Genomic DNA, 20,560 nt, shown 5'->3' on the forward strand with positions numbered 1-20,560 from the left:
GATATCCCCTCTCCCCGCTTGCGGGGAGAGGGTCAGGGTGAGGGGCCTTGAGACCGCAAGATCACCCCCCTCTGTCCTGCCGGACATCTCCCCCTCAAGGGGGGAGATCGACGCGCGGCAGCCTTCCTGCCCTTCCATGGCAAGTGCGACCCTTGATCTGGGCGAGCGTAATCGTCTTGCCGATCTCCCCCCTTGAGGGGGAGATGTCCGCCCTTCGACAGGCTCAGGGGGCAGAGGGGGGTACAACACGGCATGACGTTCAGACACGCTCCCCATCACGCCTCCTCCGCCGCAAAGCGCTGCAGCTCCTGCGGCGAACCGGACACCTCCAGGGAAAACCGCGTCAGCAGGTTCTTCGCCGTCAGCTGGCGGTATTCGGCCGTGGCGCGCCAGTCGGTGAGCGGCTTGTAATCGAGGTCGAAGGCGTCTCTTGCGGCATTCACCGCCTCTTGCGTAAAGGGCTTGCCGTAGAGCGCTGCCTCGACGGATCGCGCCCGCTTCGGCGTTCCCGCCATGCCGCCGAAGGCGATGCGGATATGCGTGACCACGCCACTGGCATCGGTTTCCAGGTGGAAGGCGCCGCAGAGTGCGGAGATATCCTCGTCGCGGCGTTTGGTGATCTTGTAGACGGCCACGTGGCTCTCCGCCTTGGGGCGCGGCACGAAGAGGCTCTCGACGAATTCGCCTGGTTGCCGGTCCTGCTTGCCGTAGTCGATGAAATAGTCCTCAAGCGGCATGGTACGGGTGCCCTTGGCGGAGCGCAGGGTGACGGTGGCGGAGAGCGCGATCAGCGCCGGGGGTGAGTCGCCGATCGGCGAGCCATTGGCGACATTGCCGCCGATCGTGCCCATGTTGCGCACCTGCTGGCCGCCGATGCGGGTGATCAGGCGACCGAAGGCGGGGATCTCTTTTCGCAGCACCTCTAAGGCGCTGGTGTAGCTGACGCCGGCGCCGAGCGTGATGCCCTCTGGGGTCACGGTGATCTTCTGCAGGTCTTCGAGATGGTTGATGAAGATGACAGGATCGAGCACGCGCATCTGCTTGGTGACCCACAGCCCGACATCGGTCGCGCCGGCGACCACAGTTGCCTTCGGATGGGCGGCGAGCGTTTCGGCGAGGTCTTCGATGCTGCCGGGCACAACGAGGCGGCGGCCGTCCGGGCCCGTGATGGCGATGGTTTCGCGGGTCGCCAGTTCTTCGAGGCGGGCTACAATTTCGGCGCGCTCGCGCTCCAGCGGGTCGAACAAGGCAGACGGGCGGATCTGGGCGACCTGTTCGGCGGCCTTGACGATCGGCTCATAACCCGTGCACCGACAGAGATTGCCCTGCAGGGCGCGCTCGATCTCGGCTCTATCAGGGTGCTCCGATGTCAGCCACAATCCGTAGAGCGACATGACGAAGCCGGGCGTGCAGAAGCCGCATTGCGAGCCATGACAGTCGACCATGACCTGCTGCACCGGATGCAGCGTGCCATCCTTGGCCGCCAGATGTTCAATCGTCACCACATGGGTGGCGTTGAGCGAACCGACGAAGCGGATGCAGGCATTGACCGTTTCATAGACCAGTCGTCCGCAGATGAGGCGTCCGACCAGCACCGTACAGGCGCCGCAATCGCCTTCCGCGCAGCCTTCCTTGGAGCCTGTCAGCCGGCGCTTCAGCCGCAGGAAATCGAGCAGCGTCTCGGTCGGATCGAGGCTGGCAAGGGCGATGTCCTCGCCGTTCAGGATGAAACGAATGCTGTCTGCCATGAATAGACCGTGTCCCCCCTCGGTGTCCGACTGCCGGACGCGGCTGCGTCGCCCATCTCGCGATGGTGGGCGGCGCAGCGCAATCTTTCAAGTCTATTGTGCTGTCCAGCCGCCATCAATGGAGATCGAGGTGCCGGTGACCTGGGCCGCCGCATCCGAGGCAAGATAGATGGCGAGTGCCGCGACCTGGTCGACCTCGACGAATTCCTTGGTCGCCTGCAGATGCAGCATGACGTCGTTCTTCACCTGGTCTTCCGAAATGCCGCGGGCCTTGGCGGTGTCGGGGATCTGTTTTTCGACCAGCGGGGTCAGCACATAACCGGGGCAGATCGCGTTGACCGTGATCCCGTCGCGGGCGGTTTCCAGCGCCACCGTCTTGGTCAGGCCGAGAATGCCGTGTTTCGCGGTGACATAGGCCGACTTGAAGGGCGAGGCGACGAGGCCGTGGGCGGAGGCGATGTTGATGATGCGGCCCTTCTTCTTCGCCTTCATGCCGGGAACGGCGGCGCGAATCGTGTGGAAGGCGCTCGACATGTTGATCGCGATGATCATGTCCCATTTCTCGATCGGGAACTCCTCGACCGGGGCGACATGCTGGATGCCGGCATTGTTGACGAGCACGTCGATGCCGCCGAATTCCCGCTCTGCGGTGGCGATCAGGTCGGCAATTTCAGCCGGCTTGGTCATGTCGGCGGCGTGATAAAGCGCCTTGCCGCCCTTGTCTTCGAGCGACTTGCGGATGGCTTCGATCTCGGCCTTGTCGCCGAAGCCATTGATCACGACATTGGCGCCTTCCGTCGCGAAAGCGCGTGCGATACCCAGCCCGATGCCGCTGGTGGAGCCGGTGACGACAACTGTTCTTTTCATCTGAATTTTCCTTCTCGACGGATGCCGATGGATGACGGGTGATTTATTGCACCCGCGAAATCAAAGGTTAGTCTCAAAAGAAGTTCCGGTGCAACGGCGTTTTGCCGCAGCGCTGCATCCGTGCGGCGCGGGATTTGCCGGCAGGCGTGACACACTGTTCGATGCCGGGCTCTTTTGTCTGCAGCTGCAACTCTCTATGTCTGGGGCAACACACGTGATCAGGAGTCTTGCCATGGAACTTGGCCTTTACACCTTTGCCGATGTCGACCCGAATGCCACCAACAAGGGAGCCGAAGCCAAGCGCCGCGTCGATGAACTTCTTGCCGAAATCAGGCTCGCCGACGACGTGGGCCTCGATGTCTTCGGGCTCGGCGAACACCACCGTCCGGACTACATGGCGTCGTCGCCGGCAACGATCCTTGCCGCTGCCGCCGTGCAAACGAAGACCATCCGGTTGACGAGTGCTGTCTCGGTGCTCTCCTCCGACGACCCGGTGCGCGTTTTCCAGCAATATGCCACGGCCGACCTGCTCTCCAATGGTCGCGTCGAGTTGATGGTCGGGCGCGGCTCCTTCATCGAAAGCTTTCCGCTGTTCGGTTACGACCTCGAAGACTACGACCTGCTGTTTGCCGAAAAACTGCAGCTCTTGATGGAGATCCGCGAAAACGAAGTGGTCACCTGGGAAGGTCAGACCCGCAAGCCTATCCAGGGCAGGGGCGTCTATCCGCGTCCGCTGCAGGATCTGCTGCCGCTGTGGATCGCGATCGGCGGCACGCCGCAGTCGGCGGCGCGTGCCGGTTATCTCGGCCTGCCGCTGGCGCTTGCCATCATCGGCGGCGAGCCGCATCGCTTTGCCCCCTTCTTCGATCTCTATCGCCAGAGTGCGGCCAAGGCGGGCGTCGATCCGTCGACGCTGAAGACCTCGATCAACGTGCATGGCTTCGTCCATGACACGACGCAGTCGGCGGCCGACATCTTTTACGCGCCGCAGGCTGTCGTGATGGACCGGATCGGCCGCGAACGCGGCTGGGGGCCGACCAACCGCGCACAGTTCGATGCCTCGCGAGGGCCGCGCGGTGCGCTCTTCGTCGGTGATCCCGAGGCAGTCGCCGAAAAGATCGTCGCCATGCACGACATCTTCAAGAATGACCGCTTCCTGTTGCAGATGGCGATCGGGCCGATGCCACATAAGGAGCTGATGCGCGGGATCGAGCTCTTCGGGACAAAAGTCGCGCCGCTGGTGCGCAAGGCGTTGACGGAGAAGGCGTCTGCCGCCTAAGGCAGCAGATACCCGCTCAGAACAACCGCCGAAGGACTGCCCATGATCGTCGAAACCGAAGAGGACCTCGTCCGTCTCAAGGATATCGGGCGGATCTGCGCGACCGCCGTCAAGGTGATGGCCGCGGCGCTCGAGCCGGGGATCACGACACGCGAACTCGACCAGATCGGCCGCAAGCTTCTGGAAGACAATGGTGCGCAGTCGGCGCCGGAACTCTGCTACCAGTTTCCCGGTGCCACCTGCATCTCGGTCAACGAGGAAATTGCCCATGGCATTCCCGGCGACCGGGTGATCAAGGCGGGCGATCTCGTCAACATCGATGTGTCTGCCGAAAAGCTCGGCTATTTCGGCGATACCGGCTCGTCCTTCATCGTGCCGCCTGGCACGGCCAAGCAGGAACGGTTGCTGCGCGACGGCAAGCGGGCACTTTGGGTGGGCCTGAACCAAGTGAAGACGGGCCGGCCGATGGCCGATATCGGCAATTCGATCGGGGCATTCGCCAAGAAGAACCGCTATACGCTGATCACCAATCTTGCGAGCCACGGCGTCGGCCGCTCGCTGCACGAAGAGCCGAAGGAATTGTCGACCTGGCCGGATCCGGATGAAACCCGGATCATGGAGGAGGGGCTGGTGTTCACCGTCGAACCGTTCCTCTCGCTCGGCGGCCACTGGGCCGAGGACGGCGACAAGGATGCCTGGACGCTCTTCAGCGATCCTCCGGCGCCGACCGTTCAGTTCGAACACACGATCGTGGTGACGAAGAATGGACCATTGATCCTGACGCTCGCCGACTGAGGCGAGCGTTATCGCATCCTGTCCGCAGGCTTACTCGGACTTCGAGAAGGCGACGGCAACGCCCTTCTTCTTGAAATAGGACTGCATGATCTTGCGGCCCTGGCGGTTCGACTGGGCGAGCTTGGACGGCTCGAACACCGCTTCCTTGACACCTTCGCGCGCCATCGCAGCCTTCAGGGCGGCAATGTGCAGATCGATCTCTTCATTGTCGTTGTTGATCGAGGTGTAGATGTTGTCGATGGCCTGCTGCAGGCTGAGGTCGCTCATTTGGCACTCCTGAAAAAGCTGTGCGACTTCCCTAGCGATTTTTGGGGCGGAGGCAAGGATAAGCGAACCAGCTGCTTGCCGCTTGTCTATATTGGACACATCATACGACGACCGTTCTTCATCTTGGGGAGGGCTGATCCATGACGAAAGCTCGTATTCAGATCCGTCGTGACGCGGATGCGCTGGCCCAGGTCGAGGCTATGGCTGAGCGCTTCGTGGATGTGTGGAAGACGGGTAAAGCAGCGCCTCATTCCACGGTTCTGACCTTTTCCTCTCCGGCGCAATTGTTCTCGATCCTGTCGCCGAAACGGTGGGAGCTCATCGAACGCCTGCAAACGCTCGGGCCGTCCACCATCAGAGGCCTTGCCCGGGCGCTGGAGCGCGATGTGAAGCGCGTGCATGAGGATGTGGGTGTTCTGGTCGAATGGGGTCTGGTCGAGAAAGACGAGGCTTCCAAGGTGTTCGTGCCTTTCGACGAGATCGAGGCGGATTTCGTCTTGCGGGGTGCTGCAGCCTGACGCGTTCACTCTCGAACGGTCAACCGGCCTATTCTTGCAAACCTGTAATTATTGCGGGGGTAATTCCGCCACAATTTGCCGGTGCTGTTGCCGCATCGGAGCCTGTGCCATAGGTTCCGTCTCGATTTGCAGGACTTCTCCCACACGAAGGCTTCCCCCGTGTTTCATTCCTTCTTCCCCCGACCCAAGTTGTTCTTCACATCGGCGGTCATCTTCACCTTCGTCTGCGTTCTCGCCTGGTACTTCGCGGTACAAGGCTTCGGCAACAGCCTGGGTTATGTCCATCCCGAGACCGAGCCTTTCGATTTGAGCTTCTTCGCTCTGCCGTCGAACCTGTTCTTCTACGCCTACTTCCTTCTGTGCATGTTGGCTTTTGGTGGGGTCTGGACGATCCTGGCCAAGGATCACCCCTGGAAGATCTGGTCGATCTGGGGATCGCTGTTCATTATCGCTGCGGTCTATTTCGGCGTTCAGGTGTCGGTCGTCATCAACAATTTCCGCCGCCCCTTCGGCGATTTGCTGCAGAATGCGCTGTCGAAGCAGCCCGGCATCACCGTCTGGGATTTCTACAGCCTGCAGATCGTCTTCGCGAAGATCGTCTTTGTCAGCATGGCGATTTCGATCGTGACCGACTTCTTCACCAGCCACTATATCTTCCGCTGGCGAACGGCGATGAACAACTTCTACATGTCGAAATGGGAGAAGGTCCGGCACATCGAGGGTGCGTCGCAGCGTGTGCAGGAAGACACGATGCGGTTCTCCTCGACACTTGAGGGGCTGGGCATCTCGCTGATCAATGCGGTGATGACGCTGATCGTCTTCCTGCCGATCCTGTTTTCGCTGTCGGGTTACGTCAGCGAGCTGCCGATCATTGGCGAAGTGCCGCATGCGCTTTTCTGGCTGGCGATCTTCTGGTCGGCCTTCGGCACTGTCTTGCTGGCCGTTGCCGGTATCAGGCTGCCGGGCCTCAACTTCCGCAACCAGCGTGTGGAAGCTGCCTACCGCAAGGAACTGGTCTACGGCGAGGATCATGCCGATCGCGCCCAACCCGCCACGGTGAAGGAACTCTACAACAACGTCCGCACCAACTATTTCACGCTCTACTTCCACTACCTCTATTTCAATGTCGCCCGCTATTTCTACATGCAGGCGGACGCGATTTTCCTCCTGATCGTGCTCGTGCCGACCATTGTCGCCGGCAAGATCACCTACGGTATCTACCAGCAGATCGCGACCGCCTTCGGACAGGTGTCGAATTCGTTCCAGTATCTGGTCAATTCCTGGACGACGATCATCGAGCTTCTGTCGATCCACAAGCGCCTCAAGGCTTTCGAGGCGGCGATCGACGACGAACCGCTGCCGGAGATCGACCAGCGCTACCTGGAGCGTGAGGCCGCAGAAGGCGAGATTGCTGCAGACCGGCCGACCTGAGCCGATTGCCGGAGAAAGAAATGAACAAGGCCGCGCCGGGCAACCGGCGCGGCCTTTTGCTGTCCCGTTGATCGACCGATCACATAGCGCCCGTGCCAGCGGCCGCGCCGCCCTTGGTGCCCAGCATCTCCAGCGCCTCCGAATAGGTGACGCAGGCGACGTCGGGCTTCGGACAGACCTCGGCCACCAGCCGCTCCATCGCCGCCCAATAGGCGCCGCCGTTCATCGTCACGAAGTGCAGGCCGATCTGCAGCGGCATGCGCTCCCCGTTGTACTGGGTCTCGAAAGCGGTCTTGAACGCCTTGTAGCTGCGCTCGGCGAATTCGTCGCCCTTCGACGGGTGGTCGATGCCGCCGGAATGGCGGATGAAGAGGTTGTAGTCCATGGCGATGATGCGGCGGTTTTCGGGACCTTCCGGGATCAGCGGCAGGCCGAAGCGGATCAGCCCCTCCTCCTTGCGCGGCGGGGCGGGGTCATGGGTCACCAGGCTCGCATCGTAGCGATAGCCGTGCTCGCGTTCGGCCTCGTAAAGGCTGTCGGGAGCCGAGAGATAGGGCGCGCGAAAACCGGTGATGCCTGATTGGACGAAGTCCGCCCAGCCCTTTGGCTCGCGGTCGGACAGGCCGTTGTCCTTCCAGGCGCCGGCGAGCACGCGGTCAAAGCTTTGAAATTCCGTTAGCCACTGGTCTTTTGTCCAGTCCTTGCCGTCGAAATGGCCACAGGTGTGGCTGGCGATCTCGTGGCCTTCGTTGTGCGCGCTCCAGATGTTGTCGAGCCGCGCCCCGACCTCGTCCACCGTCTGGGCAAAGCCGATATTGGAGCGCCCGGCCTTGATGCCCGGCGCCTTGTAATCGCTCGCGCGGCCCCTCGGGATCAGCGTCGCGCAGGAGAGGAAATAGGTGAAATGGGCATTCGCCCGCCTCGCGATATCGCGGCTGCGTTTCCAGAGCATGTTGTCGTGCGCGCCGTCGAAGGAGATCATCAGGATCTGTTTCGGCTTCGCGTCGCCTGCACCTTTTGCCGCAGGGGCCGGGTCTTCCGCAAGGGCGGTCGTCGCCATCAGGGCAAGGGAAACGGCGGTCAGGGAACGAAACATCGGCAAACACCCGGAAATCAAATGGGGTGTCTGCGTCCCATCCAAATGCGGCGAAGCTTTGAACGCGCTGGATATTCGTGGCCGAGACCAGTAAGGCTTTCAGCAATTCGACTTGAAAGGTCCCGCCCCATGACGCTCCTCATCCTCGGCATCATCCTGTTTCTCGCAACCCATCTCATCCGCGTCGTCGCACCGGGCTTTCGCCTGTCGATGATCGAGCGCTTCGGGCTGATGGGCTGGCGGGTGATCAATTCGGTGCTCAGTCTCGTGTCGCTGGTCGTGCTGATCTGGGGTTATGCCACGGCGCCGGTCGTCAATGTCTGGTTCCCGCCCATGGGCATGAACCACCTCACCATCACGCTGATGCTGATCGCCACTATCTGTCTGGTCGCCGGCTTCCTGCCGGCCGGGCATATTGCGACGAAGACGAAACATCCGATCGTGCTCGCCATCAAGATCTGGGCGGCAGCCCATCTGATCGCCAATGGCGATCTTGCCTCGATCCTGCTGTTCGGCGCACTGCTTGCCTGGGGTGTCGTGCTTCGCATCAGCTACAAGCGCCGCCTGCGGGCCGGCGACCTCGTGCTGCGTCCGTTCGTTTCGGCCCGCTTCGACGCCATCGCGGTGGTCCTCGGCCTCGTCGTCTGGGCGCTCATCACCTTCAAGCTGCACGAGTTGTTGATCGGGGTCGCACCGCTGCCGATGTGAACGCCCAGGGCATTTGGCGGTTTTCCCCTTACAAGCGCGCAAAAATCGGCTAGAAGGCCGCTCACGCATGAGATTGCATGGAAAGGCCGGCACTGCCGGGGGTATGAATGGTTGACCAGAACGACAGCTTTATCCGCGAAGTCAACGAAGAGCTTCGCTCCGATCAGGTGCGCAATGCCTGGAAGCGCTACAGCCGCATCATCATCGGCGTCGCAGCCCTGATCGTCGTCGGCACGGCTGGCCATCGGCTGTGGGATCACTGGGACACGACCCAGGCGTCGGGCGCCGGCGACCAGTTCCTCGCTGCCTTGAAGCTCGCCGACGAAGGCAAGCGCGACGAGGCGGAAGCCGCGTTGCAGGCGCTGGAGAAGGATGGCTATGGCGCCTATGGCGTTCTGGCGCGGTTCCGGGGTGCCTCGGTCTTCGCCGAAAAGGGCGATCCGGCAGCGGCGATTGCCGCGTTCAAGGCGATCGGCGACGACCAGAGCGTGCCGGAAGCCGTGCGCAATGCCGCCCGCGTTCGCGCTGCCTGGCTGATGGTCGACAACGGCACCTATGAGCAGGTCTCGGCGGAGGTCGAAGCCATGGCGACGCCGGCCAATGCCATGCGCCACGCTGCCCGCGAAGCGCTCGGTCTTGCCGCCTACAAGGCCGGCGACATGGTGCGCGCCCGCGAATGGTTCGAGCAGATCACAGAAGACGCGGAAACCCCGCGCAACACGTCGGCCCGCGCCCAGATGCTGCTCGACAACATCAAGGCCTCCGGCAAGGCGCCGTAACAACAAGGCCTCCAAGGGCCGGAAAGCTAGTGTTCCATGAGTTTCACCGTTGCCATCGTCGGTCGTCCGAATGTCGGCAAATCCACGCTTTTCAACCGTCTGGTTGGCAAGAAGCTGGCGCTCGTCGATGACACACCGGGTGTGACCCGCGACCGTCGCCCCGGTGACGCCAAGCTCGTGGACCTGCGCTTCACCATCATCGACACGGCCGGTCTCGAAGAGGCCGGCCCCGAGACGCTCGAAGGCCGCATGCGCGCCCAGACGGAGGCCGCAATCGAAGAAGCGGATCTGTCGCTCTTCGTCGTCGATGCGAAATACGGCCTGACGCCGGTCGACCAGTCACTGGCGGAGATGCTGCGCCGGCGCGGCAAGCCGGTTGTGCTTGTTGCCAACAAGTCGGAAGCGCGTGGTTCCGATTCCGGCTTCTACGATGCCTATACGCTCGGTCTCGGCGAACCCGTTCCGATCTCTGCCGAACATGGCCAGGGCATGATCGACCTTCGCGATGCCATCGTCGAGGCGATCGGCGAGGATCGCGCGTTTCCGGAGCCGGACGACGAAGCCGAAACCGACATTCTCTTGCCGCAGGATGACGACCTCGACGACGACGAGGCCGAACCCGAATATGACGACAGCAAGCCGCTGCGCGTCGCGATCGTCGGACGACCCAATGCCGGCAAGTCGACGCTGATCAACCGCTTCCTCGGCGAAGACCGTCTTCTGACCGGACCCGAGGCCGGGATCACCCGCGATTCGATCTCGGTCGAATGGGACTGGCGCGGCCGCACCATCAAGATGTTCGATACTGCCGGCATGCGGCGCAAGGCACGGGTGCAGGAGAAGCTCGAGAAGCTCTCGGTGGCCGATACCCTGCGCGCGGTGCGGTTTGCCGAGACGGTGGTCATCGTGTTCGATGCGACCATTCCGTTCGAGAAGCAGGATCTGCAGATCGTCGATTTCGTGCTTCGCGAGGGGCGGGCCGCCGTGCTCGCCTTCAACAAGTGGGATCTCGTCGAGGACCAGCAGGCGGTTCTGGCGGATCTGCGCGAAAAGACCGAACGTCTGTTGCCGCAGGCCCGCGGCATCCGTGCCGTGCCGATCTCCGGCCAGACCGGTTACGGCCTCGACAAGCTGATGCAGAACATCATCGACACCGACATGGTGTGGAACAAGCGCATCTCGACGGCGAAGCTCAACCGCTGGCTCGACGCGGTTACGACCCAGCACCCGCCGCCGGCGGTTTCGGGTCGCCGCCTGAAGCTGAAATACATGACGCAGGTGAAGGCCCGCCCGCCGGCCTTCATGATCTCCTGCACGCGGCCTGACGCCCTGCCGGAAAGCTATGTGCGCTACCTGACCAATGGTCTGCGCGCCGACTTCCAGATGCCCGGCGTGCCGATCCGCATTCATTTCAAGGCGGGTGAAAATCCGTTCGAAGGCCGCAAGCGCAGGCGCTGACCGCCCGGCATCAACCGGTGAGGTCGGCCGGCCGCGTGCCGAAACGGCCGCGCAGGCCTCGCTTTCGGCGCTGCTCCTTGGCTTCCACGACATTGTCGAAAAACTGTTCGGTCGCGGCTTGCCAGGAATAGGTCTCGGCGAGCCTGCGGGCGCTGTCCGGTGAGGCCTGGAGTGCCGCGATGCACGCCACCTGCAGGTCCTGGTCGAGCGCACCGGCATTGGAGCCTGCGGGGATGATGTCGATCGGTCCCGTGACCGGATAGGCGGCGACGGGCACGCCGGAGGCGAGCGCCTCCAGAATGGTATTGCCGAAGGTATCGGTCTTTGAGGGGAAGACGAAGACGTCGGCCTGCGTATAGGCTTCGGCCAGCGCTTCTCCATGCAGCATGCCGGTGAAATGCACGTCGGGATAGCGGGCCTGAAGCTCGGCGCGGGCAGGGCCGTCGCCCACCACCACCTTCGATCCGGGAAGATCGAGATCGAGAAAGGCCGGCAGGTTCTTCTCCACCGCGACACGACCGACGGTCATGAAGATCGGGCGGGCAAGGCCAAAGGGCTTTTCCGCCTTGTCGCGCAGGCGAAACAGGGTGGTGTCGATGCCGCGGCTCCAGAGACTGAGGTTCTTGATGCCGTGCGCGGTCAGTTCCCGTCGCAGGCTTTCGGTCGCCACCATGCAGGCGCCGCCGCGATTGTGAAACCAGCGGACATAGGCGTAGAGCCAAGAGAGCGGCAAGGGCAGGCGGGCTGCAACATATTCCGGGAAGCGGGTGTGATAGGTCGTCGAGAAGGCGCGCTTGTTGCGCAGGCACCAGCGCCTGGCCATCAGGCCGAGCGGCCCTTCGGTGGCAATATGCACATAATCCGGCTGCTGTGCTTCGATCATCCGGCCGATCCGGGCCGGGGTTACCAGCGACAGGCGGATTTCCGGATAGGTCGGCATGGGCGCGCTGCGGAACGGCTCGGGCGTGATCATGGAGACCTCGACGCCCATCTTCTTCAGTTCGCGATTGGTGGTCTCGATCGAGCGGACGACGCCGTTGACCTGCGGGTGCCAGGCATCGGTGACGATGGTCAGCCGTGTCGGAGGAGGGCCGGGCAGCGAGGGACTGGGCAACGGGGTGCTGGGCATGCGGCGGTTGCTCGATTCCGGAATCACCCCATGAATCTGGCGTTCATCCTGTGCGTGTCATCACCAGGTCTTATGCGACGGGAACATTACAGCCAGATGTCAGTCTAGCAGGGGGTGCGTTTGACATTCGGCCCGCAAGCGGGTTGCCTGAACCCTATCCCTGATTCCAGCCAGAGGACGTGCCCATGACCAAAGCCGCCGCCAAACCCTACCAGACGACGTCTTCGAACTGGTGGCGGGGTGCCGTGATCTACCAGGTCTATCCACGCTCCTTCCAGGACACCAACGGCGATGGTATCGGGGACATCAAGGGTATCATCGAGCGGCTACCCTATATCGCCGCGCTCGGCGTCGATGCCATCTGGCTGTCGCCTTTCTTCACCTCGCCGCAGGCAGATATGGGCTACGACGTGTCCGATTACTGCGACGTCGATCCGATGTTCGGCACGCTCGCCGATTTCGATGCGATGATGAAGGAGGCGAAACGCCTCGGCCTCAAGGTCATCATCGACCAGGTGATCTCGCATACCTCCGACCAGCATCCCTGGTTCAAGGAAAGCCGCACGAGCCGTGACAATGCAAAAGCCGACTGGTTCGTCTGGGCGGCCGCCAAGCCCGACGGGACGGCGCCGAACAACTGGCTCTCGGTCTTCGGTGGTCCCGCCTGGGAATGGGACGGGGTGCGCAAGCAGTATTACATGCACAACTTTCTGACCTCCCAGCCGGATCTCAACTTCCACAATCGCGAGGTTCAGGATGCCGTGCTCGACGCGGTGAAGTTCTGGCTCGACCGTGGCGTCGACGGGTTCCGGCTCGATACCGTGAACTATTATTTCCACGACAAGGAGCTCCGGGACAATCCGCCGCACGCCCCCGACAGCGACGATGCGGGCCTCGATGCCCCCGACGTCAATCCCTATGGCATGCAGAGCCATCTGCACGACAAGACGCAGCCGGAGAATATCGAGTTCCTCAAGCGGTTCCGCGCGCTGCTCGATCAATATCCTGATCGGACCACGGTGGGTGAGGTCGGCGACGGGGCGCGTTCGCTGAAGACCGTGGCGGCCTATACGTCCGGCGGCGACAAGCTGCATATGTGTTACACCTTCGACCTGCTGGGGCCGGATTTCACCCCGAGCCATATCCGCCACTGTGTCGAGAGCTTCCAGAAACAGGTGAAGGACGGCTGGGTCTGCTGGGCCTTTTCCAACCATGACGTGACGCGTCATGTCAGTCGCTTCATGCACAAGCCGGAAGAGCGGGAGGCGGTGGCAAAGTTGGCGGCAAGCGTGCTCGCCACCCTGCGCGGCTCGATCTGCCTCTATCAGGGCGAAGAGCTCGGCATGCCCGAGGCGGAGCTTGCCTTCGAGGATCTCCGCGACCCCTATGGCATCCGCTTCTGGCCGGCCTTCAAGGGCCGTGACGGATGCCGCACGCCGATGGTCTGGGAGAAGGGCAAGAAGCAGGCGGGCTTCTCTGCGGGAAAACCCTGGCTGCCTGTGCCGGCGGAGCATGCCGCCCTTGCCGTCGACGCCCAGGAAAAGGACGAGGCCTCTGTGCTCGCCCATTACCGCGCCACGCTTGCCTTTCGCAAGATGCACCCGGCGCTGCTCGATGGCGAGATGCATTTCCTCGCGACCAATGAGGATGTGCTCGCCTTCACCCGCAAGAAGGGTGACGAGCAGATGCTCTTCGTCTTCAACCTGCGCCGTGGGCCGCAGGAGATCGCCGTGCCGCATGGCATGACCATCCGCGAGGCGGTCCCCATGCCGGGGCTTGGTGGATATGTCGCCGATGGCGAGATCCACCTCGGATCGCTCGACGGGTTCTGTGCGCGGGTGTGAGATAACGGGCACGGTGCGGATCGCCTCGGCACAGGATATGGAAGCCTGGGCGGGGCTGCGTCACAGGCTGTGGCCGGACCTCTCCCTCGACGGGCACCGCGCCGAGATCGCGGCTGCCTTGGCCAAGCCCGACAGGCTGGTCGCCTTTCTCTGTATCGGGCCGGCCGGTGAGGCCCTCGGGCTTGCCGAGGCCAGCCTGCGCTCGGATTATGTGAATGGCTGCGAGACCACACCGGTTGCCTTTCTCGAGGGCATCATCGTTGACCCCTCGGCACGCCGCTCCGGCATTGCCGCATCCCTCGTCATGGCTGTGTGCGACTGGGCTCGTGGGCTCGGCATCAGGGAAATCGCGTCGGATGCCGAACTCGACAATGCGGCGTCCCACGCCATGCATGCGGCCCTCGGCTTTGCGGAAACCGAGCGGGTCATTTATTTCCGCAAGCGTCTCTGACCGGCTGGACCGCCTTGTCACATGCCGTCGTCGGGAATGTTCAGGGTGTGCCCGCAGGCCTTGCAGTGCACCGCGTCGGCGTCGTGCCGCTGCAAGCCGCATTCGGGGCAGGGGAAGGTGACCTTGTAAGGCCGGACGATCGCCTGGGCCAGCCGCACGAAGAGCGAGATGCCGATGATCATGGTGACGATCGAGGTCAGCTTGCCGAAGGTGCCGGGAAGCGTGATGTCGCCGAAGCCGGTTGTCGTTACCGTCGCGACCGTGAAATAGAGCGCGTCAATGAAGCCGGTGCCGGCATCTTCGCGGTAGAAGAAGAAGCTGTAGACGAAGCCCGTGACCAGGAATAGGAAGACGAAGAGGTTGATGAAGGCGGTGACGACGTCGCCCTGCTCCTTCAGCCCCAGTCGGTTCAGCATCAACCTGAAGACCGGCCGCTGAGCGACGGCCCAGATGCGGGCGACGCGCAGAAAGGCGAAGTTGAACAGCCATTGCGGAAAGAGCAGCGTGCCAAGCACGAAAAGGTCGACCCAGGTCATCGGCCGCGTGAGAAAGCCGCGCGTGGTGCGCGATGCGCCCCATTGTGCCAGCATTTCGACGGCGATCCAGGCGGCGATGGCATAATCGAGGATCAGATAGCTCGGTCGGTCGCGCAGATAGGGGCCGGCGAGGAAGAAACCGATGATCGCAAGGTCGATCACCATCAGCGCGAACTGGAAGCGGATGGCGGCGGTGTCGCGGCCGTAATAGAGGCGTGCGAGGCGCTGGCGGAGGGGAGTGGGTTGATCGGATGAAATATTCATGCCGGCAGAAGTTATTCCGCCGCCAAAGCGGTTGGTCTCGTCTGGTCTCCCCGACCAGCAAGAAGTCCTGCCACCGAAATGTCTTCGTCGAGGTCTTCCCAATGAATGCCAGTGGAGCTCAGCTCATAGTTCAAGAGATCTGCAGGGGATGCGGGCAGAAGTCGCGGAAACCAGGCAAGCGGCACGCCAAGGATCCGCCCGTCCGAGAGTGAGACCCACATGGTCGCATCGTCGAATCTGACCTCAGTCGCCGAAATGCTCATGCCAGGCCCTTTCGATCTCGGAACGGTTCTCATCCACAATGCGCATGATATCAGAGAGTTCCCGGCTGTTGAACCCGTTGCTCTCCGCGAGAGCAATCTGTGGTTCCAGCCAAACTTTGGCATCGTCACCAGCCCGGAAGACATGGATGTGAACCGGTTCGCGCGGCGATCCCTCGTTTGAGTAGAATAGAAATCGATATCCGCTCTTTCGAAAAACGACCGGCATGGCTTTGCTCCAGTTGTTCGACCGGACTTGATGCTAAGACTTGTTTGGATGCGTTCAGTGCGACCGCATTCGATTTCGAGTTCTCTTTCCCGGACAGCTGGAATTCAACGAGAGTGACGAGAAGGGGCAGCCTTTGTTGGAACGACCCCTGTGAAAAACTCACATGGTTGTATCCAGAGATCGGTTCCCACTGAATCTAGCCCCGGTGCGAACGAAGCCCGTAATCCTCACCCAATCAGCCTGAACTGATCGACATCCACCATGCCCTTGTCCGAAATCTTCAGATGCGGGATGACCGGCAGCGGCAGGAAGGCGACCTGGAGGAAGGGTTCTTCGAGAGTCGTTCCAAGGGCATAGGCGGCTTTTCTCAGGTGATGCAACGTGTCGCGCACGCTCTCGTAGGGCTCGAGGCTCATCAGGCCGGCGACGGGCAGCGGGATCTCGCCGGTGACCTTGCCGTCTTCGACCACGACAAAGCCACCCTTGATTTCGCCCAGCCGGTTGGCGGCGAGCGCCATGTCCTCCTCGGAGACGCCGACCACGCAGATGTTGTGGCTGTCATGGCCGACAGTCGAGGCAATCGCGCCCTTCTTCAGGCCGAACCCTTGGACGAAGCCATTGGCGTGGTTGCCGTTCTTGCCGTGGCGTTCGATGACGGCGACCTTGATCACGTCGTTTTCGAGATCGACGGCGGTCTGGTTGCCGGAGGTCGGCAGGCGGAAGCGACGGTGCTCGGTGATGATCTTCCCGGGCATGATGCCGATCACGGGAGTCTCGCCTTCCGCCACCGGTACGCCGAAATCGGCGGCCTTCACCGCCCTGGCCTTGACGCTGTCGAGGCCGACGGGGGCGACCGGCTTGCGGGTGGCGAAGAGCGCGTCCGTCACGCGCCGGCCGGCTGAAAACACCATCTCGGCCTTGCAGTTTTCCAGGCTGTCGACGACCACCAGATCCGCCCGCCAGCCGGGGGCAACGAGGCCACGATCGCGCAGCCCGAAGGCGCGGGCGGCCGATATCGAGGCGGCGCGGTAGATCGCCAGTGGCTCGACGCCGTGTCTGATCGCCTCGCGAATGAGATAGTCGAGATGGCCCTGTTCGGCGATGTCCAGCGGATTGCGGTCGTCGGTGCAGAGCGCCAGGAACGGCGAAAGCCGCTCGGTCAGGATCGGCATCAGCGCGTGCAGGTCCTTCGACACGGAGCCCTCGCGCACGAGGATATGCATGCCCTTGCGGATCTTCTCCATGGCCTCGGCAGCACTGGTGCATTCGTGATCGGTGCGGATGCGGGCGGAGAGATAGCCGTTCAGATCGCGGCCTGACAGCAGCGGCGAATGGCCGTCGATATGACCGTCCTGGAAGGCCTCGAGTTTTGCCATGCAGATCGGATCCTTGTGGATCACGCCGGGAAAATTCATGAATTCGGCAAGCCCGATGACCTTCGGGTGGCTGCGGAAGGGTACCAGGCGTTCGATCGGCAGATCGGCGCCGGAGGTTTCGAGATGCGTCGCCGGCACGCAGGAGGAGAGCTGGACGCGGATGTCCATGATCGTCTGTTCGGCCGAATCGAGGAAGAACTGGATGCCTTCGGTGCCCAGCACATTGGCGATCTCGTGCGGATCGCAGATCACGGTCGTCACGCCATAAGGCAGCACGCAGCGGTCGAACTCATGCGGGGTGACCAGCGAGCTTTCGATATGCAGATGCGTGTCGATGAAGCCGGGTACGACGATCTTGCCGGTGATGTCGATCACCTCGCGGCCTTGGTAACCCTCGACCGTGCCGATGATCGTCTCGCCGCAGATGGCGATGTCGGATGAGACGAGTTCGCCGGTCACCAGGTCGAAGAAGCGCCCGCCCTTCAACACGATATCGGCTGGTTCGCGACCGGTCCCCTGGTCGATGCGGCGTGCGAGGTCGGTCATTGTCTGTCACTCCGATTCATTTTGGCCAGATTACCGGCATGGCATGGGAGTGAGAAGAGCAATCGCGTCGATGCAATCGAAGCGACGCGGAGACAAGCGTTTCCCGGTTGCGGTTGCGGGACCGGCAGGTGAGGTCACCTGCCGGCCTTGGGGATCAGGCGGCGCTGGCCTGCTTGCCTGCCGCGTCCAGCCCGGACGGGATGCCGGCGAGGGCGGTAAAGAGTTCGGCATCTTCGCCAATGCCGGCATTCGGCGTGGTCAGCAGCGTCTCTCCATAGAAGACGGAATTGGCGCCGGCGACCAGACACAGGATCTGCGCTTCGCGCGTCAGGCCGGAGCGACCGGCCGACAGCCGCACCGTCGAGGTGGGCATGACGATGCGGGTGGTGGCAACCATGCGCACCAATTCCAAGGGGTCGATGGGCGGTTGATCCGCCAGGGGCGTACCGGCAACCGGCACCAGCGCATTGATGGGCACGCTTTCCGGATGCGGGTCCATTGTCGCGAGCACCCTGAGCATGCCTGCACGATCCCGCATCGTCTCACCCATGCCGATGATGCCGCCACAACACAGATCGATGCCGTAGGCGCGAACGGTGGCCAGCGTTTCCAGCCTGTCCTCATAGGTGCGGGTGGTGATGATCTGGTCGTAGAATTCCGGGCTGGTGTCGAGATTGTGGTTATAGGCCGTCAGGCCCGCCTCGGCCAGCCGTTCGGCCTGGTGCGGTTTCAGCATGCCGAGCGTGACGCAGGCCTCCATGCCGAGATCCCGCACGCCGCGCACCATGTCCAGGACGGCGTCGAATTCCGGACCGTCCTTTACCTGCCGCCAGGCCGCGCCCATGCAGAAGCGCTCGGCGCCTGCCTGTCTGGCGCGGGCGGCCATGGCGACTACGACTTTCGGGTTCATCAGCCGGTCACGGGTGAGGTCGACCTCGCGGTGATGCGCCGATTGTGCGCAATAGGCGCAGTTTTCCGGACAGCCACCCGTCTTGATCGACAGAAGGCTCGCTTTTTGAACCCGGTTGGGATCGTGGTGTGTGCGGTGCACCGCATTGGCCTTGCCGATGAGATCGAGCAGCGGCAGGTCATGGACGGCGAGGATATCCTCGACCGTCCAGTCATGCCGGATCACGGGCGTTTCCGGGCTCATTGATCAAGAGCCCTGAGGTTGAAGCGGGTGCGCGACAGCAGCGCTGTTGCAGCTGCCACCACGGCGATCTTGACGATATCGCCAGGGAGGAAAGGGAGGAGGCCGGCGGCCAGCAGCTTTGCGGCCGGCACATAAATCGCGAGCCAGGCCAGGCCGCAGGCATAGACGACGACCAGACCCGCCAGCATGGCGCCGATCTGCCCGATCAGGCCGCGCCCTGAGGAGAGAGCGCCGACCAGCCAGGAGACGATGAGGAAGCCTGCCAGATAGCCACCGGTCGGTCCCATCATATAGGCAAGCCCAATACCGCGTTCAGGGCTGCCGGAAAAGACCGGAAGGCCGGCGGCGCCCGCGGCCAGATAGGCGAGGCAGATCCCGGTGGCGAGGCGTGGCCCCAGAAGGACGGCAAAGCCCATTACGGCCACCACCTGCAGCGTCATCGGCACCGGCCAGAATGGGACTTGCGTCTTGGCGGCCAGTGTCATCAAGGCTGCGCCGACGATCACAATCGCGATCCTGCGGGCCAGCGTTTCTGTGTTTAAGCGTTGTGCACTCATCATTTCGCTCATGATGCCTCTCTCAAATTATAGATAATTTTTGAACTCTATCGATAAATGAATCCATATTTTGGAGAGGGTGGCAAGAAAAAACTATAATAATTTACGACGTCGTCAATTTTTAGGGCGGAGGGCGCAATTTTATCTATAAAATGATGGTGGATTCGCATTCCTGCGTGTCCCTCCGGCGGACCCTATGACGTTAGGGGTGCGTGAAGGTGAAACGACCGGTGTTCAGCCGTCCGCGAGCGCGAGTAAAGCTCATTCAGAAGGTCGGTGCCTGGGGTCGACTTCTGCGCTCACTCCCGGATTTCAACACTGAAGCCGAAGGCCATTTTATCGTCTCCCGCGAGCGCCACTGTATAGGGCCGCTCGACCAGTTCCGCCGTGCCGCCGGCATGGGCTGCCATGCCGTGCCAGGGCTCGATGCAGAGGAAGGGGGCGCCGGGCTTTTGCCACAGCGCGATATTGGGCAGGTTTTCGAAGCTGAAATGCAGGAATGGTCCGCCTTCTGCTGCAAATGTCAGGCCGGTACCGGCCCCTTCCGGGAAGATCAGCGCGTCGTTTGCGAAGAGGTCGTGGTTGAGCGCCAGCCGCCCCGCCTTGAATGGCGAGGTGGGCAGCGTCTTGCCGATCAGTCCGCCTTCCAGCTGGACGACCCCGGGTTCGGCGCCGTTGTCGAGGATTACCGCATGGGCCTTGTCCTCGGCCCCCGGCAGTGGCCAGAGGAAAGCCGGGTGGAAGCCGATGCCGAAGGGCAGCGGGACAGAGCCAGTGTTTTCGACGGTGGCCGTGACCGTCAATGTCCGGCCGTTCAGGCGATGCTCGAGCGTCAGGCGAAAATCGAAGGGATAGACGTCGAGGGTCTCGGCGGTCGAGACGAGTTCGTGTCGGCAGGCGGTCGCCGTCTGCTCGACGATGACGAATTCGCGGCGCCGGGCGATGCCATGCTGGGCCATGGGATAGGTTTTGCCGTCGATCGCCAGCCTGTCGCCGGGCGCCTTGCCGACGATCGGAAAGAGAAGGGGAGCGCGCCCCGTCCACCACGCCGCATCGCCGTTCCACAGCCAGTTCCGGCCATCCGCGGTTGTCAGCGACTGCATCTCGGCGCCGAGCGAGGAGATTTCGACGGCAAGCTTGGTGTTTTCGATGCGAATCGTCTGGGGCATGGCGGATCCTCGTCTGTTTGTCGCCAGACTAGAGCAAATCCAGCAAAAGTGCGAAGCGGTTTTGCGTCCGGAATTGCGTGAAAACAAAGACATAGAGCAT

At 62.4% G+C, this 20,560-nt stretch carries 21 protein-coding genes; 9 read left to right on the top strand and 12 right to left on the bottom strand.

The features are described from left to right. Positions 1–275 precede the first annotated feature (275 nt). Both xdhA and DMY87_RS13565 read right to left on the bottom strand, forming a co-directional pair. Entirely contained in the window at positions 276–1,748 is a 1,473-nt protein-coding gene (gene xdhA / locus DMY87_RS13560; RefSeq protein WP_110792028.1) for a xanthine dehydrogenase small subunit, read from the bottom strand. 93 nt (positions 1,749–1,841) lie between these two features. Next, positions 1,842–2,615 carry a 3-hydroxybutyrate dehydrogenase gene (locus tag DMY87_RS13565; RefSeq protein ID WP_110792030.1) on the bottom strand — a complete coding sequence of 258 codons (774 nt, stop codon included), beginning with the start codon at positions 2,613–2,615 and terminating at the stop codon, positions 1,842–1,844. 232 nt (positions 2,616–2,847) lie between these two features. On the opposite strand from DMY87_RS13565, the gene DMY87_RS13570 reads away from it, so the two are divergent. Further along, positions 2,848–3,894: an LLM class flavin-dependent oxidoreductase gene (locus tag DMY87_RS13570; RefSeq protein WP_110792032.1), complete on the top strand. Its 1,047-nt coding sequence runs from the start codon at positions 2,848–2,850 to the stop codon at positions 3,892–3,894. Between the two features lie 42 nt (positions 3,895–3,936). After that, positions 3,937–4,689: a type I methionyl aminopeptidase gene (gene map / locus DMY87_RS13575; protein ID WP_110792033.1), complete on the top strand. Its 753-nt coding sequence runs from the start codon at positions 3,937–3,939 to the stop codon at positions 4,687–4,689. A 30-nt stretch (positions 4,690–4,719) separates the two neighbouring features. On the opposite strand, the gene DMY87_RS13580 is transcribed toward map, so the two are convergent. Further along, complete coding sequence (locus DMY87_RS13580) at positions 4,720–4,956, bottom strand: hypothetical protein (RefSeq protein WP_110792035.1); 237 nt, start codon at positions 4,954–4,956, stop codon at positions 4,720–4,722. 140 nt (positions 4,957–5,096) lie between these two features. Between DMY87_RS13580 and DMY87_RS13585 the strand changes: the two genes are divergently transcribed. Together DMY87_RS13585 and sbmA are read left to right on the top strand one after the other, a co-directional pair. Further along, positions 5,097–5,474 carry an HVO_A0114 family putative DNA-binding protein gene (locus DMY87_RS13585; protein ID WP_110792036.1) on the top strand — a complete coding sequence of 126 codons (378 nt, stop codon included), beginning with the start codon at positions 5,097–5,099 and terminating at the stop codon, positions 5,472–5,474. Positions 5,475–5,633: 159 nt separating this feature from the next. Beyond that, the gene (sbmA, locus tag DMY87_RS13590) at positions 5,634–6,905 is read left to right on the top strand and encodes a peptide antibiotic transporter SbmA (protein WP_110792038.1); all 1,272 of its coding nucleotides are present in this window, start codon (positions 5,634–5,636) and stop codon (positions 6,903–6,905) included. A 79-nt stretch (positions 6,906–6,984) separates the two neighbouring features. Here the strand turns inward: sbmA and DMY87_RS13595 are convergent, their stop codons facing one another. Further along, positions 6,985–8,001: a polysaccharide deacetylase family protein gene (locus tag DMY87_RS13595; protein WP_110792039.1), complete on the bottom strand. Its 1,017-nt coding sequence runs from the start codon at positions 7,999–8,001 to the stop codon at positions 6,985–6,987. Between the two features lie 129 nt (positions 8,002–8,130). Between DMY87_RS13595 and DMY87_RS13600 the strand changes: the two genes are divergently transcribed. From DMY87_RS13600 to der, 3 genes are all read left to right on the top strand, one after another. After that, entirely contained in the window at positions 8,131–8,709 is a 579-nt protein-coding gene (locus DMY87_RS13600) for an NnrU family protein (RefSeq protein ID WP_110792041.1), read from the top strand. A gap of 107 nt (positions 8,710–8,816) precedes the next feature. Next, positions 8,817–9,488: a tetratricopeptide repeat protein gene (locus DMY87_RS13605; protein ID WP_110792043.1), complete on the top strand. Its 672-nt coding sequence runs from the start codon at positions 8,817–8,819 to the stop codon at positions 9,486–9,488. Between the two features lie 36 nt (positions 9,489–9,524). After that, a complete protein-coding gene (gene der, locus DMY87_RS13610; RefSeq protein ID WP_110792044.1) occupies positions 9,525–10,946 on the top strand; it encodes a ribosome biogenesis GTPase Der in 1,422 nt (473 codons plus the stop codon). Between the two features lie 10 nt (positions 10,947–10,956). On the opposite strand, the gene DMY87_RS13615 is transcribed toward der, so the two are convergent. Further along, complete coding sequence (locus tag DMY87_RS13615; RefSeq protein WP_110792228.1) at positions 10,957–12,075, bottom strand: glycosyltransferase family 4 protein; 1,119 nt, start codon at positions 12,073–12,075, stop codon at positions 10,957–10,959. Between the two features lie 185 nt (positions 12,076–12,260). Here DMY87_RS13615 and bglA point away from each other — a divergent pair, with 185 nt between their 5' ends. Together bglA and aac(6') are read left to right on the top strand one after the other, a co-directional pair. Continuing rightward, positions 12,261–13,919, top strand: a complete 1,659-nt coding sequence (gene bglA, locus DMY87_RS13620) for a beta-galactosidase BglA (RefSeq protein ID WP_110792047.1) — start codon at positions 12,261–12,263, stop codon at positions 13,917–13,919. A gap of 37 nt (positions 13,920–13,956) precedes the next feature. Continuing rightward, a complete protein-coding gene (gene aac(6'), locus DMY87_RS13625; protein WP_425353501.1) occupies positions 13,957–14,370 on the top strand; it encodes an aminoglycoside 6'-N-acetyltransferase in 414 nt (137 codons plus the stop codon). A gap of 17 nt (positions 14,371–14,387) precedes the next feature. On the opposite strand, the gene DMY87_RS13630 is transcribed toward aac(6'), so the two are convergent. The 7 genes from DMY87_RS13630 to DMY87_RS13660 form a co-directional block, all read right to left on the bottom strand. After that, positions 14,388–15,170: a potassium channel family protein gene (locus tag DMY87_RS13630; RefSeq protein ID WP_110792051.1), complete on the bottom strand. Its 783-nt coding sequence runs from the start codon at positions 15,168–15,170 to the stop codon at positions 14,388–14,390. An 11-nt stretch (positions 15,171–15,181) separates the two neighbouring features. Then, positions 15,182–15,433, bottom strand: a complete 252-nt coding sequence (locus DMY87_RS13635; protein WP_110792053.1) for a DUF2442 domain-containing protein — start codon at positions 15,431–15,433, stop codon at positions 15,182–15,184. After that, a complete protein-coding gene (locus DMY87_RS13640; protein ID WP_110792055.1) occupies positions 15,414–15,659 on the bottom strand; it encodes a DUF4160 domain-containing protein in 246 nt (81 codons plus the stop codon). The genes DMY87_RS13635 and DMY87_RS13640 overlap by 20 nt, the downstream gene beginning before the upstream one ends. A gap of 227 nt (positions 15,660–15,886) precedes the next feature. Continuing rightward, positions 15,887–17,581: an adenine deaminase gene (gene ade, locus DMY87_RS13645; protein ID WP_110792057.1), complete on the bottom strand. Its 1,695-nt coding sequence runs from the start codon at positions 17,579–17,581 to the stop codon at positions 15,887–15,889. A gap of 154 nt (positions 17,582–17,735) precedes the next feature. After that, positions 17,736–18,734 carry a biotin synthase BioB gene (bioB, locus tag DMY87_RS13650; RefSeq protein ID WP_110792059.1) on the bottom strand — a complete coding sequence of 333 codons (999 nt, stop codon included), beginning with the start codon at positions 18,732–18,734 and terminating at the stop codon, positions 17,736–17,738. Continuing rightward, on the bottom strand, positions 18,731–19,303 hold the full coding sequence (locus tag DMY87_RS13655) for a biotin transporter BioY (protein ID WP_110792061.1): 573 nt from the start codon (positions 19,301–19,303) through the stop codon (positions 18,731–18,733). Before DMY87_RS13655 ends, bioB begins: the two co-directional genes overlap by 4 nt. A 287-nt stretch (positions 19,304–19,590) precedes the next feature. Further along, positions 19,591–20,460: an aldose 1-epimerase family protein gene (locus DMY87_RS13660; protein ID WP_110792063.1), complete on the bottom strand. Its 870-nt coding sequence runs from the start codon at positions 20,458–20,460 to the stop codon at positions 19,591–19,593. Between the last annotated feature and the right edge of the window lie 100 nt (positions 20,461–20,560).

This window comes from Peteryoungia wuzhouensis, from assembly GCF_003205195.1.
GTDB lineage: Bacteria > Pseudomonadota > Alphaproteobacteria > Rhizobiales > Rhizobiaceae > Allorhizobium > Allorhizobium wuzhouense.